Origin of the sequence: Stenotrophomonas mori (assembly GCF_023556335.1) — a bacterium.
Lineage (GTDB): Bacteria > Pseudomonadota > Gammaproteobacteria > Xanthomonadales > Xanthomonadaceae > Stenotrophomonas > Stenotrophomonas mori.
In genome coordinates, this window is record NZ_JAIKTS010000006.1 from 89,926 (window position 1) to 112,897 (window position 22,972).

Genomic DNA, 22,972 nt, shown 5'->3' on the forward strand with positions numbered 1-22,972 from the left:
TTTTCAGAACGTTGAATGGGTTTGGGACGTTTCAGTCGTAAGCGTAGAAGTCGTCATCGATTTCACCGGGTCCATCGGATGCGATGTAGCCGTTGCGGCAGCGGTAAACGCCGCGCTCCAGGTCGGTTTCGGCCTGCCATAGCAGGGCATCGAGGTGGTCCAGGCGATGTGGTCCAATCCATTCCCCCATGGAATAGATCGATTCCACGAAGCGCATGGGCGTGTCACCGTCACGTGCGTTCAACACCTTCCCGGGTTCGTGAAGATCTGAGAGGCTGGCGTAGCCGACCGGAATCGGCACGATCCAGCCCGAGCCTTTTCCACGATCAGGGTCGTGCCAATGCACGCGCGAACCCGTGGCGCCGTCGCTGTCCTGCATGGCGCGGTAGTTGAAACGCGACATGTCCAGCCAGGCATCCAGTGTGGTGGCGTCGGGGCGTTTCTGGCGCAAACGCTCCAGCCGTACGGGCATCAGATCATCACGGCCAACCAGGGCGTAGCCGGGCAGCCATTGGCGCCGCCAGGCGCGGAAGTTCCGGTTGAGTTCCTCGGAGTCGTCAGGCAACACGGCCAGCCACGGCCGGGTGAAACGGCCCGGGGCGGGCCGCGATGGCAGCACGCTGCCGCCGGCGACACGCATGTTGGCGAGGGTCTGCAATGCCTTTGTGGCGAGTTTTGCCAAGGCGTCGTCATTGCCTTGGATGAGTAGCGGCATGTCGTCTCCGTGTCCGGCTTTCTGCTGGACCTGGAATACCAGCGTCAGGTCGAGATGGGTCCGGCCTTCCTCGACGATGGCGGCGGTGCCACCGGTTCTATCGACCGGGTTGCGGGTCAGGCGGAAAGTTTTCATATAGCCATCGTTGACCTGTTCCTGGTGGTGATGGCAGATCACCCCCACTTTCTGCAAACGCAATGGCACGCCGGTGTTGGTGAGCTTTCGTTCCAGCGCCCACATCAGGCCGGTGAAGGCGGTGATTGACGGAAAGCCGTGGGTCATCTGGCTGGAGATGGCATTGGCGCTCTGCACGCGCAGGTGCGGGAGCACCAGCAGACCCTTGGCGGAATAGGGCAGGGCACTGCTCATGCCTGGACCTCCCGAGCGACGGGTCCATCGTGGGTGTTGTGCGTGGGAATGCAGGTGGGAGCTTCCAGTTTTTTGCGAAGCCGATGCAACTGCTTCGCCCAGCCGTCCTCGCTTTCATCCACCCGCAACAGTTTCTTCCATTGCCTGTGCTCGGCGTCGCCGACCGGGAAGCGGCCTTGCAGGCGAGCGTTGAGCCAGTGGGCAAAGCGTTTGCCGATGGCAGCAGGCCAGTCCATCCACAACCAATCGTGAGCGAAGACGTGTTCCTCGGCCAGCTCGGCGCGTAGCGGATCGAGCCAGAGTTTTTCTTCCATGGCCAGCTCGGTGTACTGTTCGTCCCTGCTCCAGCCGCCGGGCAGGGCGCGGTGGAAACCACCCGCCATGATCGTGGCCTCGTCAATCAGGCGCTCGACGAAGGCATCCACCCGATCGCGGGTTTCCATGGTTTCATCGGGCTTGCTGGCAAGAAAGGCGCTGAACCGGCGCAGCGTGCGGTGGACTTCGGGGCGGGCCGAAAAGAGCCGGTCGAATACCGAGGTGGTACGGGCCGGGAGGCGGAAGTCGCTGGATTTCCAGACCGGTGGCAGAGAGGAAAGCAGGTAGTTGATACCGCCACGCTCACTATTGAGTTGCGAGATATTCTGGGGTTTCGTTCCCCCCAGCTTTTGTACCGCAAGGTCGGGATAGTGGTGGTGGATGCCGTCGTGCACCTTGCCGTCGCGCCGTGCCTGCCGTGCCTCCTTGTTGGCTTCGCCAAAGCGATGCTCCTGCAGCTCACGGTGCACGACGTGGGCGAGCGAGGTGGCGTACAGCGGTGCAAGCAGGTGGTAGTGCCTGTCCTCGCATGGGTCATCGCCGGCCAGCCAGTAGAGCTGCTTGGCCCGCTCGTGTGAGCTGGCGGGTCCATCGCGTTCACCGATCAGGCTCACGAAGGCATCCCGCCAGGCCTTTGCCAGCTCCACGTTGTCACTCAATGCGGCCAGGGCATCGGCCTGGCACTGTGCCAGCGCATCGAGCAGGGTCTGTCCGTTGACCTGCAGTTTCAGCAGCTTGTAGACGTCAAGGGCTGCCGCATTGCCCACCACGTCGGCATCGAAGCGGTTGCCGAGCACATGGCTGCCAACCTCGTCGAGCTGCCGCATGTGCGTGGGAGGCAGGTAGAGATTGGTGCCACGCGCATCGGGATGGATGGGCTTGAGCGAGTGGGTGACGGCCTGGATCTGCCGGACGCGGCGGGCGGCATCCTCCAGCCAGGTGGCGCGTTGGTGCTGGGCAAAAAGCTCGGTGCGCTTCGGATCGTCGTCGGCAAGCTTGTCGAGCTTGGCGACTAGTCGATCCTGGATGAACTGATCAATGGCTGCACGGAACCCGGAAGGGGCGTGCGCAGGATTGCTTTGCATGGGAATTCATTTCCATAGAGTTGGAAGTTGCTAGAATTCCCGGGCGACACACGACGCCCGGGTCTTCCTCTGGTCGGTTTCGTTTGCTCATATCGTGGGCGTGCGAGTGCCAATCACTGAACTACCCTCCACCGTCTACTCGACGGTCGTTGACAGCCTCCACAGCTGTGTTGCTGGCCAGATCGGGCCGCAATCCCGATCTGGTCATTAAAATCTAGCATGCATCCATAGTACTTACAGAATTATCGAGGTGCAAGTGGGTGGTCGTGGCCGTGCTTTTCTGCTGAAAAGCAGCTTAGAAAATAGTGCTTACAAATCGCTGCCGCACAGGCAGCTCTAGAACTTCTTGTTGAAACCCAGCACGGGATGGAACCGCCAGCCGCGCTCCGTATGGGGCAGGCTGGCGGTGGTGAAGGATTGGGCGCAGTCGCGCAGGCTTTCGCCACGCGTTTCGGCCAGGTCTGTGAGCAGGGTGAGCAGGTCATCATCTCCCCAGGGCGCAATGCCGGGGCCGTGTACGGCACTGTCGGGCAGGCGGGTGCAGGCGCTTTCTTCCATGAGGACGTAAAGCGAGGCTCCAGGCCGTCCGCCCTCCACCACGCGGTGCAGAAGCAGCACTTCTTCGTCCTCGTCGGGCAGCAGCACGACATCGACACGGCGCATCGGGTCATCACGGAACCGCTGGGTCTGCGGCAAAACGCCGGTGAGCCAGGGCTGTGGGCCCTTCCAGTGGGTGCTGGCATTGATCATCCACGGTGTCATGCCCTGCCGTGGGGGCTTTCCGGCAACCTTGGGCAGGTCGGCGCGCATGGTGTGGCGCAGGCGTGCATGTTCCAGATCAACAAGCCTGCGCGTGGGGTTGACCGGTCGGCCTTCCGGCAGCCGCAGGCGGGGGCGGGCGTCCAGCGTCCAGCGCTGATCCGCATCGAGCAGGTCTGCGAGCAGCTCGCCAAGCCGGTGACTGTGCAGATGGAAGTTCGGCTTCCGCGCCTTGTCTTCATCGCTGCGGCGCTCGGGCAGCCCGTCCTGCTCGAATCCCGGCCGGCAGTAGGCCGCCTCGTCCGGTTTGCGGCGCTCGATGGCACGCAGATTGGTGTCGAGCACGCGCACATTGGGCGTGGTGACAGGCTCCGGTCGATGGCGGCGCACGCGCCCGGCTAGTTGAATCAGCGAGCGCAACGAGGAGGGTTCCACCACCGCCCAGTCGTAGTCGTGGTCCCTTCCGACCTCTGTTACCGGACTGCCGAGCACGATGAAAAGCTGGTCGTGTTCCGGGTGGGCGTCAAGTGCGCGGCGCACCACCGGTTGGGCGAAGACCGGGTCCGGGTCGCTGGAATGTTTGCGACGGCGATCCAGCGCGGTGTCGAGCCGGTGTTCGATGGCCGAGCGTATCAGTAGTGGATGCTGCGAGTGGTACACGCACAGATGGATGCGCATGCCTTCGGGAGCGCCCAGCTTGAACAGCACCAATGCGGTATCGAACAGCGGGTCGATGTTGGCCATGCGGATCAGGCCGAAGCTGACACGTTTGCCGCTGCGTGAATCGACCACGTGGTTCTGCGGGTTGCTGTGCAATTGCAACGCGGCCTCGCGCAGAAGTGCGGCCCATTCGTGGCGCCTTTCCTCCTTGTCGTGGGCCGTGGTGGCGACGGGCAGCAATTCGGCAATGCGGCGCACGGGGGCTTTGGCCAACCGCTCGCAACGTGCCTTGGCGAAGTCGTCGTGTGCCTGCTGGAACGCGGGCACGTCGGTACAGTCGGCATGGGCCTGTTTGAATTCGTCGATCCACAGGCAGGTGATGCGCGGGGGTTCCGACGGGCGTTCACCGCGATTGCGTTGCCAGTGCTGGCGACCGTCGCGATAGGCCTCGTACAGACCCTGGACCAGTGCCGGTGGCAGGGTGGCCGAGGACAGCAGCACGCGTGACCCCAGCAGGCCGGCCCAGTGCACCAGCCGGGTCAGTGCGGGCAGGTCGGCAAGGTCGAAATCGTCCGGCTCGTCGAGTACCAGGTCACCGGTCATCAGGCGCAGCATGGGTGCGATCTGGCGGCCGCCACGCAGGCTTTCGGTGGCCGGGGTGAGGTGATCGACCGTGCAGGCCAGCACCGGGGCGGCAATCAGGCGGCGTGCGCGGGCATCGCCGGTGAGTCGTTGCAGCAGCGGATGGCGGTCGTCGCCGTCGTAGAGAATGTGGCTGTCCTCTTCCAGCAGGGACTGCCGCGACGCCGAACCGCTGGCTTCGGCCTTGGCCTGGTAATGCTCGAACAGTGCCCGACTTGCGCCGCCGCCGACGAGAATGGCCAGTTCGTCATCGCCCAGGTGGAGGTCGCGCTGGAAGGCGCGGCCGGTCTGCTGGGTAAGCGTGCGCAGGCCGATGGCGAACGCGCAGCGCATGCCGTGGGAGGGATCGGCCAGTGCGTTCATGATGCGGGCATTGCCCAGGGTCTTGCCGCAGCCGGTCGAGGCCATGTTGACAATGAACGCGCCGTGCTCGGCGCTGCGCTCGCGCACCGAACGCGCCAGATCGGCAGCCTTGTCCTGCCAGCGGAAGGCATCGTGGCTGCTGCGCTTGTTCAGTGCGCGATGCCGCTGAAGGGCCGGAAGGCTGCGGGTGAGGGCCGGCAGGGCATGCATCACGTGGCTGGCGTTGGCCTGTACGCCCAGCAGATGCTCGTCCAGGGTCTGGTTGGGCTGGGTTTTGCCGTTATGGCGGGCCGTGTTGGCCAGCAACTTGCCGCCGGGTTGCAGGTAGGGTTTGCGTTCCGCCACGGGATGCCTGGCGTTGGCTTCGGCGCTCTGCTGGAAGGTCAGGCTGGAGTAGTAATGGTCGGCCAGCATCAGGCACAGCCGCGACACGTGCATGACGAACGGATCATGCAGCCACGGTTGGCTGGCCGGCGCAGATGGCAGGGCCAGCAGGGTTTGAGCCTGGCGCGCGGCCTGTTTGCGCCAGGCCGGGTTGGTGACGGGCAGGCCGTGCGGAAAACGCCAGTAGGAAGAAATATCCGCATTGGTACGGTCGCGGGCAGGTTCGTTCCAGTCGGCGTTGATCCGTTCCAACAGGGCATTCAGGTCGTCGGGGTTGAGAGGTGCTGCCTTTGCACCGTAACGCCGCAACGGATCATCCGAGTGATCCGTTTCCTCACCTGTATCCCCGGAAGTGCGTGGTCGCTGGACGGGCAACGTCGGCAACCGATGGTGGGTTAGCACCAGCCAGGCGATGGCGTTTGCCAATGGCCGTTGGGAGCAGAACGGTGAGGTGAGACGGGTGCGTGATCCCAGCGGCATGCCATCGCATTGCAGGCGATCATCGGCCAGCCACTCCGCCAGCCAGGCGTCCATGTCCTGCCGTTCCACGGCGTCGATCAGCCGCTGCAGCCAGCTGGCGTCGTCATCGTTGCCGACAAACGCCTGGAACAGACGCACGGAGACCCACTCATGCCGATAGTGCGTTTTGGGGAACGAGGCGCCGAACTGGCCGCGTGAGGCCAGATCAAGCATGGACTGGAACGCCGTCGTGGCCTTGCCGAGGTCATGCAGCAGCGCCGCCAACGCCGTGATGGCCTTCATACAGGGCAGGTGGTGCCAGGTGTTCTCGTCGCCCTTGCGCAGCACATCGCGGGTAGTGGTGTTGGTCGGTACCGCGCCCTGGTCATTGAAGCGGCGTGCATCGCCGACGATCCACAGCAATTCGCTGTGATCCATGCCGCGAATCCAGTGGCAGGCCACGGACGTGTTCTTGCGGGCGGTCCTGCGCAGCAGTTTGCGCAGGGTGTCCAGGCCGGCCTGGGTGATCGGGGTCTGCCAGGTGCGATCGCCGCGCCGCTCGGCGAACTGGTCGAGGATGCGGCGGGTTTCGGTGAGGGCGCGTTTGTCGCACTGGCTGACCAACAGGATGTTCAAGGTTCCACCTGCCCGGCGGTGTCCATCGCCACGGCCTTGAGCGTGTCGATCATGAAGTCGAGCGATTCGCTGCGGGTCAGGGCTTCGATGCAGTTGCGGCGGAACTGTTGTTCGTCATCGCCGCGCATGGCGGAGAGGAACGCCTGCGGCAGGATGCTGGCATCCTTGGCCAGGTCGGCCACGTCGAACACCAGTCCGCCGCGACGGGTCTTGCCGTGCAGTACCGCAAGGCCATGTGGCAGGCCGAGTACCCAGGTAGCGGTGGCGCCGAGTCCGTAGGCCAGATAGTTGCCGTGGTCGAGGAAGCGGTTGGCCGGGTCGGTGCCGCTGCCGCGCTTGGCGCGGGTGAAGTCGCCGTAGCCGACGGTGTCAACGGCGAGCTTGAACAGGGCCTTGGTGAGGCGCGCTTCTTCGGTCAGCAGGTGGGTATTGTCCTGCGCCAGGTCGATCTGCCTGCCGGTGCGCGCCAACAGTTCGTCCAGCCGCTTTGCGTCCACGGGGAATCCCGCATCACGCAGTGCACGGTGCAGCCATTGTTCGCGGATACGCGCGCTGCGGGCGTGCTGGAACGCCTTGGCGGCGGCCAGGCGCAAGTCGTCATCGAACCAGAAACGCACCCATGCCTGCAGGTATTCGGTGGGACGGTATTCGCTTTGCGGCGAGAACCACGCGACTTCGATATCCACTTCATTGGCGGAAAACAACGGCGTGCCGCCACCGCCGCAGAAGCCGACCAGTACGCCGGCCTTGGCCAGTTCGCGCATCGCCGCCTGGGTGACCGAGGTGCCGGTGCCCAGCAGCACCGTGGTGGTGTTGGCGATGGGAATGTTCCAGTACAGCGAACGCTTTCCCGCATCGGTGACATATTCGACGCGGCCACCATTGACCAGTACCCGGCAGTGCTGCAGGTAGTAGATGTTGGCACGCTTGGAATGCAGGATCGTTTTCAGATCCGACGACGGCAACGGCTCCATGTTGTCCCCCTGTACATGTCGGACCTGCATGCATGCCAGGTCCGGATCTCACAGAGGGAGACTGTAGCGTCTATTCGTACAAGGATGACTATGGAGTGATCACGCCACCTTCCCGCGCCGCGCCCGTTCCAGGTGCACCAGCAGCAGCGAGATCGCGGCCGGGGTCACGCCGGGGATGCGCTGCGCCTGGCCGACGGTCCGGGGCCGGGTGCGTTCGAGTTTCTGCAGCACCTCGGCGGACAGGCCGCGCACCGCGGCGAAATCGAAGTCGTCGCCGATGGCCGTGTGCTCGTGGCGCTGCCGGCGCTCGATCTCCTCGCGCTGGCGCTCGACGTAGCCGGCGTACTTGACGCTGATTTCCACCTGTTCGGCCACGCGCGCGTCGCTTACCCCGGGGCCGAGTGAGGGCACCTGCATCAGCTTGGCGTAGTCCAGTTCGGGGCGTTTGATCAGGTCGAGCACGTTGGTTTCGCGGCTCACCGCCACGCCGGTGGTTGCCTGCACCTCGCGGCCCAGGGCGTTGGCGGGGGTGGCCCACAGGCCACGCAGGCGCGCGCTTTCCGCGGCCACGGCGGCCTGTTTGGTTTCGAACGCCTGCCAGCGGCGGTCGTCGACCAGGCCCAGTTCGCGGCCGGTGGGGGTCAGGCGCGCGTCGGCGTTGTCCTCGCGCAGCTGCAGCCGGTATTCGGCGCGGCTGGTGAACATGCGGTAGGGCTCGCTGGTGCCGTGGGTGATCAGGTCGTCCACCAGCACGCCGATGTAGGCCTCGTCGCGGCGTGGGCACCAGCCGTCGCGGCCCTGCACGAACAGCGCGGCGTTGACGCCGGCCAGCAGTCCCTGTGCGCCGGCTTCCTCGTAGCCGGTGGTGCCGTTGATCTGGCCGGCGAAGAACAGCCCGGCGACCTGGCGCGTTTCCAGCGTGTTCTTCAGCCCGCGCGGATCGAAGAAGTCGTACTCGATGGCGTAGCCGGGGCGGGTGATGCGCGCGTGCTCGAAGCCGCGGATGCTGCGCACCAGTTCCAGCTGCACGTCGAACGGCAGCGAGGTGGAGATGCCGTTGGGGTAGATCTCCACCACGTCCAGGCCTTCGGGCTCGACGAAGATCTGGTGGCTGTCCTTCTCGGCGAAGCGCACCACCTTGTCCTCGATGGAGGGGCAGTAGCGCGGGCCGATGCCTTCGATCTGGCCGCTGTACAGCGGCGAGCGGTGCAGTGCGTTGCGGATCACCGCGTGGGTGCGCTCGCTGGTGTGGGTGATCCAGCAGCTCACCTGCCGCGGGTGCTCGGCGACGTTGCCCAGGTAGGACATCACCGGCAGCGGGTCGTCGCCGGGCTGTTCGTCCATGACGCTGTAGTCGAGCGAGCGGCCGTCGATGCGCGGCGGCGTGCCGGTCTTGAGGCGGTCGATGGCGAACGGGCGCTCGCGCAGGCGCGCGGCCAGCGTGGTAGCCGGCGGGTCGCCCATGCGCCCGGCGGTGTACTGGGTTTCGCCGATGTGGATCTTGCCGGCGAGGAAGGTGCCGGCGGTGAGCACCACGGCCGGCGCATGGAAGGTCAGCCCGGTCTGGGTGATGGCGCCGCGCACGGCGTCGCCGTCGATCACGAGATCGTCCACCGCCGCCTGGAATACGGTCAGGTCGGGCTGCGATTCGACGATGCGGCGGATCGCCATGCGGTACAGGTTGCGGTCGGCCTGGCAGCGGGTGGCGCGCACCGCCGGGCCCTTGGAGGCGTTGAGCGTGCGCCACTGGATGCCGGCCAGGTCGGCGGCGTGAGCCATGGCCCCGCCCAGGGCGTCGATCTCCTTGACCAGGTGGCCCTTGCCGATGCCGCCGATGGCCGGGTTGCAGCTCATCGCGCCCACCGTTTCCACGTTGTGGGTCAGCAGCAGGGTGCGGGCGCCGCCGCGCGCCGCGGCCAGTGCGGCCTCGGTGCCGGCGTGGCCGCCGCCGATGACGATGACGTCGTAACGGTAGAAGGAGTCGCTCATGGGCAGGAAAAGCCTGGGGACGGGGCGGCGCACCGCGGTCGAGCGTGCGCGACGGGACAGGGGGTGGCGATTTTACCGCCAATGGCGTCAGGCCAGGCGCGGCGGCGACCGAGGTTGGCACGCAAACTGCAACCCGGGTAACCGCACCCGGTGTGGCACGCGCACGCTGGTGCGCGAATGGCTGGAATTGGAACAGGGGCCGGCCAGCGCGCATACCGGGGAAGCAGGGGGCCGGCAGTCGGAGGACTGCCGGCCCTGGTTTGCAGGCTGCCGGCGTCCTTCGCGGTAGCATCCCGATACGACAACGCCCCGGCATGGCCGGGGCGTTGTCGTATCAGGCGCCGATGCCCAACAGGGCCGGAACAGGGGGGATCCAGAGTTCCTGAAGGGCATCGACATGGAGCGGGTCGGGGGACTGGCCGTTCGTGTCAGTTATCGACGCTGCGGGTCACCCAATGCGACAAGATTGCCTGGATTGCCGGCAAATGCAAGGCCTGGACGTCGAACGGCCTAAAGCTGCACACGCCGGGTCGCGGCCGGGGATGGCCGTTTTGCCGGTGCCGGCCGCTGCATCGCCGGCGGCCGCTGCATGGCCGGGGGCGGGGAGCGGGTGGCCTGCGGGGCGGGTGTGGCGCGCGTGGCCGGCGGTGCCGGGCGGGGCGGCGGCCGGCCCACGCGGTCCATGTCGCGCCATGGCGACTTGCCGCTGCCGCCGTTTGCCGGCGGGCGGGGCGGCGGCGGTGGGCGGTGGCCATCGTTGCCCTGGCCCGGCGGCCGCGGACGGTGGCCGTTCCAGTTGCCGCCATGCGGTGGCCGCGGCGGCGGCACGTAGCCCGGGCGATAGCCCGGATAGGGATAGCGGTAGTCGTAGCGGCCATAGCTGCCATAGCCGTAGGCGCCATAGCCGTAGTTGCCGTACGGGTAGCCATACGGGTAGGTGCGCTGCACGCTCGGTGCGCCGTGGTAATAGCCGCCCGAGCTGCTGCCGACATAGTCGTAGGTGGCGCAACCGGAGAGGCCGAGCAGCAGGCCGAAGGACAGGATCAGGTGCTTGTTCATGCGGTTCCCCCAGTTGGGCACGAAGTCAGCTTCGGGTTCAGGCATTGAATCCGCCCTTAATCCTCAGGCCGGGAGCTGAACGCCACGCGCGTGGCAGCGGGTGATGGTCCGCTACCGGAGCCTTACGTTAACCTTTTGGCATGAGCGAATCCTCCTTGCCGGAAACGACGGATGTGCTGGCCGCGGCGGCCCGCATCGCCTCCCATGCCACGGTCACGCCGATCCTGCGTTCGCGGGAACTGGACGCCCTGGCAGGTGCCCGCCTGTACTTCAAGGGCGAGCACCTGCAGCGTGGCGGCGCGTTCAAGTTCCGGGGCGCCTGCAACGCGGTGTGGGCGCTGGACGAGGCGCAGGCGCGCCGGGGCGTGGTGACGCATTCGTCGGGCAACCACGGTGCGGCGCTGGCGTTGGCGGCGCGCTCGCGCGGCATTCCCTGCCATGTCGTGGTGCCCGAGGGCGCGGTCGCGGCCAAGCTGGCCAACATCGCCCGCCACGGTGCGACGCTGTGGCGCTGCGCGCCGACCCAGGCCGCGCGCGAGGCCGAATGCGCGCGCGTGCAGCAGGAAACCGGGGCCACGCTGGTGCACCCCTATACCGATGCGCGGGTGATCGCGGGGCAGGGCACCGCCACGCTGGAGCTGCTGCGGCAGGTCGAGGCGCCGCTGGACCTGCTGGTGGCGCCGGTCGGCGGCGGGGGCCTGGCCTCGGGCAGCCTGCTGGCCCTGCGGCAGGCCGCCCCGGCATGCGCGCTGGTGCTGGCCGAGCCGGCCGGGGCCGCCGATACCGCGCGTTCGCTGCATGCCGGGCAGCGGCAGGTCGACTTCGTGCCGGACACCCTGTGCGATGGCCTGCGCGGCGCACTGGGCGCGCCGAATTTCGCGCTGCTCAACGGCAGCGCCAGCGTCGTCACGGTGGACGATGCCGCCACCGTGGCGGCGATGCGCCTGCTGTGGCAGGTGCTCAAGCAGGTGGTGGAACCGTCGTCGGCGGTGGCGCTGGCGGCGGTGCTGGCGCAGCCGCAGCGTTTCGCCGGGCGCAACGTGGGCGTGATCCTGTCCGGCGGCAACGTCGACCTGGACGCGTTGCCGTGGATGGCGGCATGACCCGCAGGCGCGTCGGCCTGGTCGGTTGGCTGTGGCGCCTGTGCGTGCTGGTACTGCTGTGGTTGCTGGGGGTGGCCGCCTGGATCATCTGGGTGGGCGACCGCGACCAGGCCGCGCCGGCCGATGCGATCATCGTGCTCGGTGCGGCGGCCTACGATGCCCGGCCTTCGCCGGTGTTCGAGGAGCGCATCCGCCATGGCTTGGACCTGTACCGCCAGGGCCTGGCACCGACGCTGATCTTCACCGGCGGCTTCGGCGGCGCCGGGGCCCGGTTCTCCGAATCGCAGGTGGCGCGCCGCTATGCGTTGCGGCAGTCGATTCCCGCCGAGGACATCCTGATCGAGACCCGCTCGCGCACCACCCGCCAGAACCTGGTCGAGGCGCGGCGCCTGATGCAGGCGCACGGCATGCACCGGGTGATCCTGGTCAGCGATCCGCTGCACATGGCGCGCGCGCTGCGGCTGTCCGACGAGCTGGGCATCGACGCGCTGGCGTCCTCCACGCCGAGCACGCGCTTCCGCAGCCTCCACACCAGCTGGCGCTTCCTGGCGCAGGAGATCTATTTTTTCCACCGCGACCTGTTCGCCGGCGGCAACTGAGGCAGGGCACCCTGCCTGGCGTGCAGCGCGGGGCGGGACAGTGCAGCAGTCCTGTCCAGGGGGGCCGCGGTGACGGAGTGGGCCGGCCTTCCGGCCCGTGTGTCCCCTGCACCCCGTCGCAGGGAGCAGGCGGCCGCCGGTCCGCAGCGGCTGCGACGTTCCGATCGCGCTGGGGCTGGACGACAGCGTGCGGACGTCAGGGCATCCACGCATGCGGAGGCGGCTGTGCGATGGGGGACGGCCCGCCCGCCCCGTGATGGGCGGGGCCGGGCTGCGGCCGCCTTCCCCCGCGGTCCGTGGCGACCGTATCGCACGGGCCGGAAACCGCGGCACGCGGCGGTGGGATCGCCGCGAAAGGGCTGCGGCAGCGGTCCGCGCTCGCCCGCCATGCTGGCCACCGGCCGGGCTGCTTCCAAAAGACGGGGAGTACCGGATTCGGCGACGGTGCCGATGGGCTCGCCGGCCGGGGCCGTGCGCGGGCGGGCGGGTGTCAGTCCCGCGGCTTGCGCCGGATCGGGATCGCCGAAAGCGGAACCGCGGCGACATCGTGGCCCTGCTCGCGGATCGGTGCGCCCGGTGCCGGCGCCCAGGCCTGGGCATAGATCACCTCCCAGCTGCTGGGCAGTTTGCCGTCGGCGCGGCGCAGCGGTTCGTAGGCGCTGCGGGCGGCCGCGAAGCGGCCACGTCCGGTCAGGGTGTGGCGACGGTTGCGTACTGCATTGGTCGCGCCGATCGCCTTGAGCTCGCGCATCAGGGCGGGCACGTCGTCGTAGGTCAGGGTGAACAGGTCGCGGTCCAGCACCGGGTCGCGGAAGCCGGCCATCATCAGCGCGTCGCCGAACTGTGCGATCGGGACGAAGGGGCTCACGTGCGGCGCGTCGTCGGCCTGCGAGAACGCGTCGCGCAGTTCCACCAGGGTCTCGGGGCCGAAGGTGGAGCACACCAGCAGGCCGCCCGGCTTGAGTACCCGGCGGAACCCGGCGAACACCGCGGGCAGGTCGTCCAGCCATTGCAGGCACAGGTTGCTGAAGATCACGTCCACGCTGTTGTCGGCCAGCGGCAGCGCGCCCGCATCGGCGCACACGCGCGCGAACGGCCGCCACCAGCCGGCCTGCTTGCGGGCCTCGACGAGCATCGGCAGGGCCAGGTCCAGGGCGATCACCTGGGCCTTCGGCCAGCGTTTCTTCATGGCCGCGGTGGCATGCGCCGGGCCGCTGCCGACATCCAGCACCACCTGCGGCTGCCGGTTGTCCAGGTAGTCCAGCGATTCCTGCAGGCGCTTGCCCACCTCCTGCTGCAGCGCGGCCGCGGCGTGGTAGCTGGACGCGGCGCGGGCGAAGGCGCGGCGGACGTGCTTGGCATCGAACAGGACGGGCATGGGGCGTGTGCGGGTGGTTGCGGAAGGGTCGGTCAGAAGGTGCCGGGGTAGGCGCCGCCGTCGATCAGCAGGTTCTGGCCGGTGATGTAGCCGGCCTGCGTGCTGCACAGGAAGGCGCAGGCGGCGCCGAATTCCTCGGGCGTGCCGAACCGGCCGGCGGGGATGGCGCTGCGGCGGTGGGCGGCGGCGTCGTCCAGGGATTGCTGCTGGCGGCGCGCGCTGGCCTCCAGGGTGCCGCGCAGGCGGTCGGTATCGAAGGCGCCGGGCAGCAGGTTGTTGAGGGTGACATTGCGTGCCAAGTGGGTGCGGGCGATGCCGGCGATGACCCCGGTCAGGCCGGAGCGCGCGCCGTTGGACAGGCCGAGGATGTCGATCGGCGCCTTCACCGCGCTGGAGGTGATGTTGACCACGCGGCCGAAGCCGCGCGCGGCCATCGTGTCGACGGTGGCACGGATCAGCTCGATCGGCGTCAGCATGTTGGCGTCGACCGCGGCCAGCCACTGGTCGCGGTCCCAGTCGCGGAAATCGCCCGGTGGCGGGCCGCCGGCGTTGGTCACCAGGATGTCCACCTGCGGGCAGGCGGCGAGCGCGGCCTCGCGGCCGGCGGCGGTGGTGATGTCGGTGGCGACGGTGACGACCCGGCCGGCACCGGTCAGGGCGCGCAGTCCGGCGGCCGCGGTCTCCAGCGCCTCGGCGCCGCGGGCGACGATCACCACGTTCGCGCCTTCACTGGCCAGCGCCCGTGCGCAGCCCAGCCCCAGGCCCTTGCTGGCGCCGCATACCAGGGCCCAGCGTCCGGCGATTCCAAGGTCCATCGAATTCCTCCAGGGGTTCCAGCGCCGCACATGATCGGCGATGTGGGGTGGCGACGGGTCAGGCGTGGTCCGCAACGAAGCGTTGCAGCAGCCCGGCGACGGTGTCGGCGTGGCCGAGGAAGGGCGCGTGCCCGCCACCGGCGAGGGTGTGTGCGGCATGCAGGCCCTCCGGGGCCAGGGCCGCGGCCTGGTGCAGGGCGGCGGCCGGCACCAGGCGGTCGCGTTGCCCGCCGATCCACAGCCCGGGCGTGCGCAGGGTGGGCAGCGCGCCGCGCAGGTCGCTGCGGTCCAACAGCGCCAGGCCCTCGTGCAGCGCCCGCGGTGCCGGCTCGCCGCGGGCGGTCAGGGCCTCGCGCAGCTCACGCAGTTCGCTGCGGGCATGCTGCGAACCGATCACGTCCAGGGCGAGGAAGCGCTCCAGCGTGCCGCGGTAATCCTGCTCCAGGTCCTGGCCGAACTGCGCGAACACCGAGCGCTCGACGGCATCGGGCCAGTCGCTGCCGCGCACGAACCGCGGCGTGGCCGCGAGCATCGCCACGCCGCGCACCTGCGGCAGCGTCGCCGCGGCATGCAGCGCCACCAGCCCGCCCAGCGACCAGCCGCACCAGACCGCCGGCGGCGTGGCGGCGGCGATGGCGTTGACCAGGTAGGGCAGCCGCAAGGGCGTGGTGTCGTCGCGGCTGAAGCCGTGGCCGGGCAGGTCCACCACGTGCAGCTGGAATCGCGACGAGAGCCGTTCCACCAGCGGCGCGAAGATGCCGCCGTGCAGGGCCCAGCCGTGGATCAGGACCAGTGCCGGTCCGCTGCCGGTGACATGGATGTGCATGGGTGGGGACGTGCTCAGGGGCCGGCGGGGCGGGACGGGGGCGGTGGCAGGTTGTCGCGCGCGTGCGCGACGGCATCCACCAGCGCCGAGACCTGGTCGGCACCGTGCAGCGCCGACAGGGTGATGCGCAGCCTTGCCTTGCCGTCGGGCACGGTCGGCGGGCGGATGGTCCCCACCAGGTAGCCGGCCTGCTCCAGCGCCGCACCCAGCGCCAGGGCGGTGGCCTCGTCGCCGCACAGCAGCGGCTGGATCGGGGTGTCCGAGGGCAGAAGTTCCAGCCCGTGGCGGCGCGCACCGTCGCGGAAGGTGGCGACCAGCTCGGCCAGCTTGTCGCGGCGCCACTGGTCGCGCCGTGCCAGTTTCACGGCCGCCAGCGAAGCGGCCGCCTGCGCGGGCGGCAGTGCGGTGGTGTAGATGTAGGGGCGCGCGGTTTCGGCCAGGTGGCCGATCAGGCGCTCCTCGCCCAGCACCACCGCGCCGTGGCCGCCGAGCGCCTTGCCCAGCGTGGCCAACTGCAGCGGCACCTCGTCCACGCCCAGCCCGGCCTCGGCGACGCAACCGCGGCCGTGTTCGCCGACCACGCCGATGCCGTGCGCATCGTCGACATAGAACAGGGCCTCCTGCAGGCGCGCCACCAGCGACAGCGAGCGCAGCGGGGCGATGTCGCCGTCCATGCTGAATACCCCGTCGGTGGCGAGCATGGCGGCGCCGTCGGCGGCGTTCTTCAGCTGGCGCAGGGCGCCTTCGCTGTCCAGGTGCGGGTAGCGGCGCAGGCGGCAGCCGGCCAGCCGGGTGGCGTCGAGCAGGCTGGCGTGGTTGAGGCGGTCCTGGACGCAGACGTCGCCGTCCTCGGACAGCAGTGCCTGCTGCACGGCGAGGTTGGCGACGAAGCCGCTGTCGAACAGCAGCGCGCGCGGATAACCGAGCCAGTCGGCCATCTCGCGCTCCAGCTGCCCGTGCAGGGCATGGTGGCCGCAGACCAGCGGCGAGCCGGTACTGCCGACGCCCTCGCGCGCGGCGGCGTCCTGCAGCGCGGCGACCACCTCGAACTGCTGCGACAGGCCCAGGTAGTCGTTGCTGCAGAAGCCGGTGAGCCAGTGGCCGTCGACCTCCAGGCGTACGCCGTCGCGCCGCGTTATGCGGCGGCGGGTGCGGACGCGCTGCTGCGCCTGGCGCAGCTGGCGCTGGTCGTGCAGGCGGGTGAAAAGGTCGGGGCGGGCCATGGTGCCGGGATCATGCGCGGATGGACGGAGGGGCGGTTAGCGTACCCGCTTGCCGCCGGCATCGCTTGCCGTGCGTCACGCGGACGCCGCGCACTGCGGGGCGATGTCCAGGTGCACCGTGCCGGGGTGGTCGTGGTCGTCGGCATCGACATTCACCTCCATCGGGCGGATGCCCAGCCGCGCGAACAGCGCCTGGTCATGCGCGGTGTCCGGGTTGCCGGTGGTCAGCAGCTTCTCGCCATGGAAGATGGAGTTGGCGCCGGCGCTGAAGCACAGCGCCTGCAGTTCGTCGCTCATGCTCTCGCGCCCGGCCGACAGCCGCACCATCGAGCGGGGCATGACGATCCGCGCCACGGCGATCATGCGCACGAACTCGAAGGGGTCCAGCTCGGCGCTGCCGTGCAGCGGCGTGCCGGCGACCTGCACCAGGCGGTTGATGGGCACCGAATCCGGGTGCGCCGGCAGGTTGGCCAGCGCCAGCAGCAGGCCGGCCCGGTGCTCGCGGGTCTCGCCCATGCCGACGATGCCGCCGCAGCAGGTCTTCAGGCCGGCCTCGCGGACGTGCTCGAGCGTATCCAGCCGATCCTGGTACTGGCGGGTATGGATGATCGAGTCGTAATAGTCCTGCGCGGTGTCCAGGTTGTGGTTGTAGTAGTCCAGCCCGGCCTCCTTGAGCGCCTGGGCCTGGTGGCCTTCGAGCATGCCCAGGGTGGCGCAGGTCTCCAGGCCCAGCGCCTTCACCTCGCGGATCATCGCCGCCACCTTCGGGATGTCGCGGTCCTTCGGCGAACGCCAGGCCGCGCCCATGCAGAAGCGCGAGGCACCGGCCTGCTTGGCCGCGCGCGCGCGCGCCACGACCGCGCCGGTGTCCATCAGCTTCTGTGCGTTGACGCCGGTGTCGTAGCGCTGGGCCTGCGGGCAGTAGGCGCAGTCCTCCGGGCAGCCACCGGTCTTGACCGACAGCAGGGTCGAGACCTGCACCTGGGCCGGGTCGAAGTGTTCGCGGTGGACGCGGGCGGCCTGGAACAGCAGTTCCGGGAAGGGCAGGTCGAACAGCGCCAGCAGTTCCTCGCGGCGCCAGTCATGACGGATGACGGCGGGCATCGATGTTTCCTGACAGATCAGACGGCGGAAGCGGGGCAGTCTGGTGAGCATGCGCACGCCTGTCAACAAAACCATCTCAGATATTGTTTACATGGCCGGCGGGTGCCTGTCCGACCTGCTGTTCCCGCCCCGCTGCCTGGTCTGCGCCGAACCGGGGCAGCCGCGGCGCGACCTGTGCCGCGCGTGTGCGGCCGGGCTGCCGGTGGCGGCGCGCGCCTGCATCCACTGCGGCCTGCCGCTGCCGGCCTCCGAGGTGCCGGGCGGGTGCTGCGGGGGATGCCGCTCCCGCCGCTCGCCGCTGACCGAGGTGCACGCCGGCTTCCTGTATGCGGCTCCCGTGGACGGGCTGCTGCGCCGCTTCAAGTTCCACCGCGACCTTGCCGCCGGGCGCCTGCTGACGCAGCTGATGGCCGGGCGGCTGGCCAGCGTTCCCCGCCCGCAGGCGCTGGTGGCGGTGCCCCTGCACCGGCCGCGGCTGCGCCAGCGCGGCTACGACCAGGCGCTGGAGCTGGCGCGGCCGCTGGCACGCCGGTTCCGGCTGCCGCTGGCGACGGGCCTGCGGCGCCTCCATGCCACCGCCGCGCAATCGGTGCTGGACGCCCCCGCGCGCCGCCGCAACCTGCGCGGCGCGTTCGTTGCCTGCGGCCGCCTGCCGCCGCATGTGGCCCTGGTGGACGATGTGATGACCACCGGCGCCACCCTGGAGGCCGCCGCCCGCGCGTTGCGCCGTGCCGGTGTGCAGCGGGTCGATGCCTGGGTGTGCGCGCGGGCACCCTGAATACGGCACGACGACAGCGCAGCGACTATGCTCGGCGGGCACTGTCCGCATTCGACCATGGCAAGGAGTGATGACATGAGTGGAACACCGAATTTCCCGCCGATGTCCCTGTTCGGCGCCCTGTCCCGCCACTGGTGGGTCGTGCTCCTGTTCGGCCTGTTCGCGGTGGCCTTCGGCATCCTGGCGCTGATGGCGCCGATGCGTACGGCTGCGGTGCTGGCGATCTGGCTGGGGGCGATGGCCCTGGTCGAAGGCGTGGTGGCGCTGGCCGCGGCGATCGGCGGCTCGGCCCCGGTATCGCGTGGCTGGACGGTGTTCTACGCGCTGGTCTCGATCGCCTTCGGCCTGCTGGCGCTGTTCAACCCGCTGGCCACGGCCAGCATCCTGCTGCTGTTCGTCGCCGCCTGGCTGATCGTCGGCGGCATCTACCGCATCGTCTTCGCCATGCGCGTGCGCAGGCACATCCGCGGCGAATGGCTGCTGGTCCTCAGCGGCCTGCTGGCGGTGGCGCTGGGCGTGCTGTTCGCGCTCAATCCCCTGGCCGGCTTGGTGGTCACGTCGTTGTGGATCGGTGCGATGGCCCTGGTCTACGGCGTGCTGCAGGTGGTGGTGGCGTTCCGCCTGCGTGCGCTCGGCAGGGCCGCGGCCTGAGCGGCGGCCGCATCCTTGCGGACGGCCCGCGGCGAAGCGGGCCGTCCGCGGCTCAGTCCAGGTACTGGCTGGCGACGATGCCGGCGAACAGCGCCGCACCGACCCAGTTGTTGTGCAGGAAGGCGCGGAAGCAGGCGTCGCGCCCGCGCCCGCGGCACAGCCGGAATTCCCAGGCCACCAGGGCCACGGCCACGGCCAGCCCGGTCCAGTACAGGAGGCCGAGTCCGGCGCGCTGCCCGGCGAGGGCCATCGTCGCGAAGAACAGCGCATAGAGGATGCCCTGGATCACCAGGTCCAGGTCGCCGAACAGGATGGCGGTGGAGCGCGCGCCGACCTTGAGGTCGTCGTCGCGGTCCACCATGGCGTACCAGGTGTCGTAGGCGGTGGACCAGAGGATGTTGGCCGCATACAGCAGCCAGCCCAGTGGCGGCACCTCGCCCTGCACCGCGGCGAAGGCCATGGGGATGCCCCAGCCGAAGGCCATGCCCAGGTAGACCTGCGGCAGGTGGGTATGGCGCTTGAGGTACGGGTAGGTGGCGGCCAGGAACACCCCGACCACGCTCAGGCCGATGGTCAGCCGGTTCAGGGTCAGCACCAGCGCGAAGGCGACCAGCATCAGCCCGGCGAACAGCGCCAGCGCTCCGCGCCCGGACACCGCACCGGTGGCCAGCGGGCGATCCTTGGTGCGCTTGACGTGCGGGTCCAGCCAGCGGTCGGCGTAGTCGTTGATCACGCAGCCGGCCGAGCGGGTCAGCCAGACCCCGGCGGTGAACACGAACAGGATCCACAGCGGCGGCCGCCCGCCGGCCGCCAGCCACAGCGCCCACCAGGTCGGCCACAGCAGCAGCAGGGTGCCGATCGGGCGGTCGGCGCGCATCAGTTTCCAGTAGTGGGACAGCCGCGAAGGCGCATGCGCCGGCGGCTGGCGGTCGTGTCGTTCGTCACCCATGTGCACAGGTTACCAGCAGCGCATGGCGGGCCATCGCTCGTGGGGGCAGACCTGCGCATGCATTTGCCGTTAGAATGCGCGTCCGCCCGGCAGCGCCGGTCGGCAGGGGCATTGCCCCATGCAGCAGACAACGCGCCTGTAGCTCAGCCGGATAGAGTAGTGGCTTCCGAAGCCATTGGTCGGGGGTTCGAATCCCTCCAGGCGCGCCAGACAGCAGTCCGAGCCTGTCTCGAGACGTCCAGGAACCCCGGGGAAACCCGGGGTTTTTGCGGCTTTGCGTCCGGCTCGGCCTAGAGGCATCCATTGCAATCCGGCCCTGCCCGGGAGCCCATGCGGCATGTCGGCGGTGTTCAAGGGTAACGGGCTGGGTCTGTTCCATCCGTCGGCGGGCCAGGGTCCCGGGGGCGGGGTTGGCCGGGGGAGCGACGGCCAGTACGTGAGCGCCGCCACGGGCCACCCGGGGCGGCACAGCGCGGACGAGCACCTGGTGTTCCGCGGCATCCGTTGGCCGCTACGGGGACCAAGGAGAATGGCTCCATCCTGGTCAATGACCCGCATGAAGCGACGGTTGGCCTGCTTGCTGCCAATCCGGCCTGACTCCGTGACCTGTCGGTCGGGTTTCGGGCGGTCGGATTTCGTATGTGGCCGCCATTGGCCGAAATGCCGGCTGCATGCATCGACCTGCCAGCAGAGGAGCCCCTGCTGTCCGCAACCCTCTCGCGCTGTCCTGCCTGAACGTCGCGCCACCGCGGCCGCCCTGGCATCCTGCCGCAACGGTTTTCAAGCATGCCGCCGCGACCGCTGCACAAGCTTGGGCCGACAACGGGAATCCCTCCAGGGCAGGCCTCGCATCTCCCGGACGCCTCTGCCAGCCTGGCGGCCGATTGACCGCCGGCATGCCACGGGCGGGAGAGTGCGGCAGTGCCCGCAACGGGGGCTTGCCTGCTAGGCTGCTGCGGGCCCTGCGCCGGCAATGCTTCCCATGCCTGTGGAAGCGGCCGGTGCCGCGGTCGTCGATGGCGGTCGCCACCCGTGCCCGCGCCTGTCCGCGCGACGGCGCTCTGCCGGCACCTGTGGCCGCCCTCTTCCGCCCCCATACCCCGATGGAGAAACATCGCCTCATGACAACGGAACAGATCCCGGCCCGGCACTGGTCGATGGTGGAGCTGCTGCACCAGACGGTGCGCAATCCGAACATCCATGTCCGCGGTACCCACAGTTACTACAGCAACGCCTGGACCGGCAGCTTCGAGGAAAGCGTGGTCCGCTATCACTACGGTGATGCGTACAGCCTCAAGACCTGGGAGCCGCAGTGGCCCATCGACCAGCTGTACATCGGCGACTACGTCTGCATCGGGGCCGAGGCGGTCATCCTGATGGGCGGCAACCACACCCACCGCACCGACTGGTTCAGCCTGTATCCGTTCGCCGACAAGGTGTGCGAGGCCTATGTCGGCAAGGGCGACACGGTGATCGGCGACGGCGCCTGGATCGGCATGCGGGCGATGATCATGCCCGGCGTGAGCATCGGCGAGGGAGCGGTCGTCGCTTCCGGGGCGATCGTGACCAAGGACGTGGCGCCCTACACGATCGTCGCCGGCAATCCGGCCGTGCCCCTCCGCCAGCGGTTCCCCGCCGGGACGGTGCAGCGGCTCCTGGCGCTGGGCATCTACCAGTGGCCGGAGGCGAAGTTCGAGGCCTTGAAGGCGCTGATCACGGCTGCTGACATCGAGGCGCTGACCGCCGCGGCGGCCGACCACGACCGCGCCCAGGGCGACGCGGGCTGACGGACAGGGCCGGGCCGGCCCGGTAGCCGGCGGCGGACGGCGGGAGCGGCGCGCCGCCGCCGGGCATGCGGCGGACCGCTGGCGTGATCCGCCGCCAGGGTGTACATATGTACACCCATGATCCCCGCCGACCTGCCACCGCAACGCGCCGCCGTCCTCGCCTATCTGCGCCGGGAGCTGGCGGCCGGGCATGCGCCCAGCCTGGCCGAGATCGCCGCGGCGTTCGGCTTTTCCTCGCGCAATGCCGCGCAGAAGCATGTGCAGGCGCTGCTGGCCGAGGGCCTGCTGGAGCAGGTGCCGGGGCGCAAGCGCGGCCTGCGCCTGCCCGGTGGCGGGGCCGACCTGCTGCCCCTGCCGGTGCTGGGGCGGGTGGCCGCGGGCCCGCCGATCGGCGCCGACATCGGCCTGGACCAGCAGTTCTGGCTGGACCGGCGGCTGTTCACGCTGCGCCCGGACTACCTGCTGCGGGTGCAGGGTGACTCGATGATCGACGACGGCATCCTCGACGGTGACCTGGTCGGGGTGCAGCGCACCCCCGAGGCCCGCGACGGCCAGACCGTGGTGGCGCGCGTCGATGGCGAGCTGACCATCAAGCGCCTGCAGCGGGGGCCGCACCGGATCCACCTGCTGCCACGCAACCGCGCGCATGCGCCGATCGAGGTGCGCCCGGGCCAGGACTTCGCCATCGAGGGAGTCTACTGCGGGCTGGTACGGCCGGGTTGAATGGCGATGGTGACCGCCCTCGACGGCCTGCTGGCCGCGCAGACGCTGTGGCACGCCGGACGCACCGCCGCGGCGGCGGCGGGCGAATCCAGCGGTCATCCCGCCCTCGATGCGCTGCTGCCGCAGGGCGGCTGGCCGCGGCATGCGCTGAGCGAGCTGCTGCTGCCGGCCGATGGCGTGGGCGAACTGGCGCTGCTGCTGCCGACCCTGGCGCGGCTGAGCCGGGCCGGCGGGACCGTAGCGGTGATCGCGCCGCCCTACGTGCCCTATGCCCCGGCCTGGCAGGCCGCGGGCGTGGCCCTGGAACACCTGGAGATCGTGCAGGCGACGCCGCGCGATGCGCTGTGGGCATTCGAGCAGTGCCTGCGCAGCGGCGCCTGCGCCGCGGTGCTCGGCTGGCCGCAGCAGGCCGATGCCCAGGCATTGCGGCGGTTGCAGGTGGCGGCCGACAGCGGGCAGAGCCTGGGCTTCGCGCTGCGCGATCGCCGCCATGCCGCCAACCCCTCGCCGGCCGCGCTGCGCCTGGAAGCGGTGCGCGACGCGCGCGGCGGCACCGCCTGGCAGGTGCGCAAGTGCCGCGGCGGTCCGGCGCCGGCGCGCACCTTCGCCCTGGCCACAGGGTGAGCC

19 protein-coding genes and 1 tRNA gene are annotated in these 22,972 nt (G+C 69.5%); 8 read left to right on the forward strand and 12 right to left on the reverse strand.

Annotated features, from left to right (window positions below):
- Positions 1-31 precede the first annotated feature (31 nt).
- The 6 genes from csy2 to K5L01_RS14405 form a co-directional block, all read right to left on the reverse strand.
- Positions 32-1,084, reverse strand: coding sequence for a type I-F CRISPR-associated protein Csy2 (gene csy2, locus K5L01_RS14380; protein WP_250065298.1), 1,053 nt, complete (start codon positions 1,082-1,084; stop codon positions 32-34).
- Positions 1,081-2,484 carry a type I-F CRISPR-associated protein Csy1 gene (csy1, locus tag K5L01_RS14385; RefSeq protein ID WP_250065299.1) on the reverse strand — a complete coding sequence of 468 codons (1,404 nt, stop codon included), beginning with the start codon at positions 2,482-2,484 and terminating at the stop codon, positions 1,081-1,083. The genes csy2 and csy1 overlap by 4 nt, the downstream gene beginning before the upstream one ends.
- A 336-nt stretch (positions 2,485-2,820) precedes the next feature.
- Positions 2,821-6,387: a type I-F CRISPR-associated helicase Cas3f gene (gene cas3f, locus K5L01_RS14390; protein ID WP_250065300.1), complete on the reverse strand. Its 3,567-nt coding sequence runs from the start codon at positions 6,385-6,387 to the stop codon at positions 2,821-2,823.
- On the reverse strand, positions 6,384-7,391 hold the full coding sequence (gene cas1f / locus K5L01_RS14395; protein WP_250065301.1) for a type I-F CRISPR-associated endonuclease Cas1f: 1,008 nt from the start codon (positions 7,389-7,391) through the stop codon (positions 6,384-6,386). The genes cas3f and cas1f overlap by 4 nt, the downstream gene beginning before the upstream one ends.
- Before the next feature lie 69 nt (positions 7,392-7,460).
- Entirely contained in the window at positions 7,461-9,350 is a 1,890-nt protein-coding gene (mnmG, locus tag K5L01_RS14400; protein ID WP_250065302.1) for a tRNA uridine-5-carboxymethylaminomethyl(34) synthesis enzyme MnmG, read from the reverse strand.
- 510 nt (positions 9,351-9,860) lie between these two features.
- Positions 9,861-10,409 (reverse strand): hypothetical protein, encoded by a 549-nt coding sequence (locus K5L01_RS14405; RefSeq protein ID WP_250065303.1) that lies wholly within the window; start codon positions 10,407-10,409, stop codon positions 9,861-9,863.
- A 140-nt stretch (positions 10,410-10,549) separates the two neighbouring features.
- Here K5L01_RS14405 and K5L01_RS14410 point away from each other — a divergent pair, with 140 nt between their 5' ends.
- On the forward strand, positions 10,550-11,512 hold the full coding sequence (locus K5L01_RS14410; RefSeq protein ID WP_250065304.1) for a pyridoxal-phosphate dependent enzyme: 963 nt from the start codon (positions 10,550-10,552) through the stop codon (positions 11,510-11,512).
- Positions 11,509-12,111 carry a YdcF family protein gene (locus K5L01_RS14415; RefSeq protein ID WP_272494234.1) on the forward strand — a complete coding sequence of 201 codons (603 nt, stop codon included), beginning with the start codon at positions 11,509-11,511 and terminating at the stop codon, positions 12,109-12,111. Before K5L01_RS14410 ends, K5L01_RS14415 begins: the two co-directional genes overlap by 4 nt.
- Before the next feature lie 490 nt (positions 12,112-12,601).
- On the opposite strand, the gene bioC is transcribed toward K5L01_RS14415, so the two are convergent.
- From bioC to bioB, 5 genes are all read right to left on the reverse strand, one after another.
- Positions 12,602-13,489 carry a malonyl-ACP O-methyltransferase BioC gene (bioC, locus tag K5L01_RS14420; protein WP_250065306.1) on the reverse strand — a complete coding sequence of 296 codons (888 nt, stop codon included), beginning with the start codon at positions 13,487-13,489 and terminating at the stop codon, positions 12,602-12,604.
- 32 nt (positions 13,490-13,521) lie between these two features.
- The gene (locus K5L01_RS14425) at positions 13,522-14,304 is read right to left on the reverse strand and encodes an SDR family oxidoreductase (RefSeq protein WP_250065307.1); all 783 of its coding nucleotides are present in this window, start codon (positions 14,302-14,304) and stop codon (positions 13,522-13,524) included.
- 58 nt (positions 14,305-14,362) lie between these two features.
- Positions 14,363-15,130 (reverse strand): pimeloyl-ACP methyl ester esterase BioH, encoded by a 768-nt coding sequence (gene bioH / locus K5L01_RS14430; protein ID WP_250065308.1) that lies wholly within the window; start codon positions 15,128-15,130, stop codon positions 14,363-14,365.
- Between the two features lie 14 nt (positions 15,131-15,144).
- Entirely contained in the window at positions 15,145-16,353 is a 1,209-nt protein-coding gene (bioF, locus tag K5L01_RS14435; protein ID WP_250065309.1) for an 8-amino-7-oxononanoate synthase, read from the reverse strand.
- 75 nt (positions 16,354-16,428) lie between these two features.
- Positions 16,429-17,457 carry a biotin synthase BioB gene (gene bioB, locus K5L01_RS14440; RefSeq protein ID WP_250065310.1) on the reverse strand — a complete coding sequence of 343 codons (1,029 nt, stop codon included), beginning with the start codon at positions 17,455-17,457 and terminating at the stop codon, positions 16,429-16,431.
- Between the two features lie 91 nt (positions 17,458-17,548).
- Between bioB and K5L01_RS14445 the strand changes: the two genes are divergently transcribed.
- Both K5L01_RS14445 and K5L01_RS14450 read left to right on the forward strand, forming a co-directional pair.
- A complete protein-coding gene (locus K5L01_RS14445) occupies positions 17,549-18,235 on the forward strand; it encodes a ComF family protein (RefSeq protein WP_250065311.1) in 687 nt (228 codons plus the stop codon).
- A gap of 75 nt (positions 18,236-18,310) precedes the next feature.
- The gene (locus K5L01_RS14450; RefSeq protein ID WP_250065312.1) at positions 18,311-18,886 is read left to right on the forward strand and encodes an HdeD family acid-resistance protein; all 576 of its coding nucleotides are present in this window, start codon (positions 18,311-18,313) and stop codon (positions 18,884-18,886) included.
- A 52-nt stretch (positions 18,887-18,938) separates the two neighbouring features.
- Here the strand turns inward: K5L01_RS14450 and ubiA are convergent, their stop codons facing one another.
- Entirely contained in the window at positions 18,939-19,835 is an 897-nt protein-coding gene (ubiA, locus tag K5L01_RS14455; protein ID WP_250065313.1) for a 4-hydroxybenzoate octaprenyltransferase, read from the reverse strand.
- Positions 19,836-19,967: 132 nt separating this feature from the next.
- Here ubiA and K5L01_RS14460 point away from each other — a divergent pair.
- The 4 genes from K5L01_RS14460 (at position 19,968) to imuA (ending at position 22,969) form a co-directional block, all read left to right on the forward strand.
- Positions 19,968-20,044, forward strand: a tRNA-Arg gene (locus K5L01_RS14460).
- Positions 20,045-20,956: 912 nt separating this feature from the next.
- Positions 20,957-21,622, forward strand: a complete 666-nt coding sequence (locus K5L01_RS14465) for a CatB-related O-acetyltransferase (RefSeq protein WP_250065314.1) — start codon at positions 20,957-20,959, stop codon at positions 21,620-21,622.
- Positions 21,623-21,739: 117 nt separating this feature from the next.
- Positions 21,740-22,345 (forward strand): transcriptional repressor LexA, encoded by a 606-nt coding sequence (gene lexA / locus K5L01_RS14470; protein ID WP_250065315.1) that lies wholly within the window; start codon positions 21,740-21,742, stop codon positions 22,343-22,345.
- Positions 22,346-22,969 carry a translesion DNA synthesis-associated protein ImuA gene (gene imuA / locus K5L01_RS14475; RefSeq protein WP_250065316.1) on the forward strand — a complete coding sequence of 208 codons (624 nt, stop codon included), beginning with the start codon at positions 22,346-22,348 and terminating at the stop codon, positions 22,967-22,969.
- Positions 22,970-22,972 lie beyond the last annotated feature (3 nt).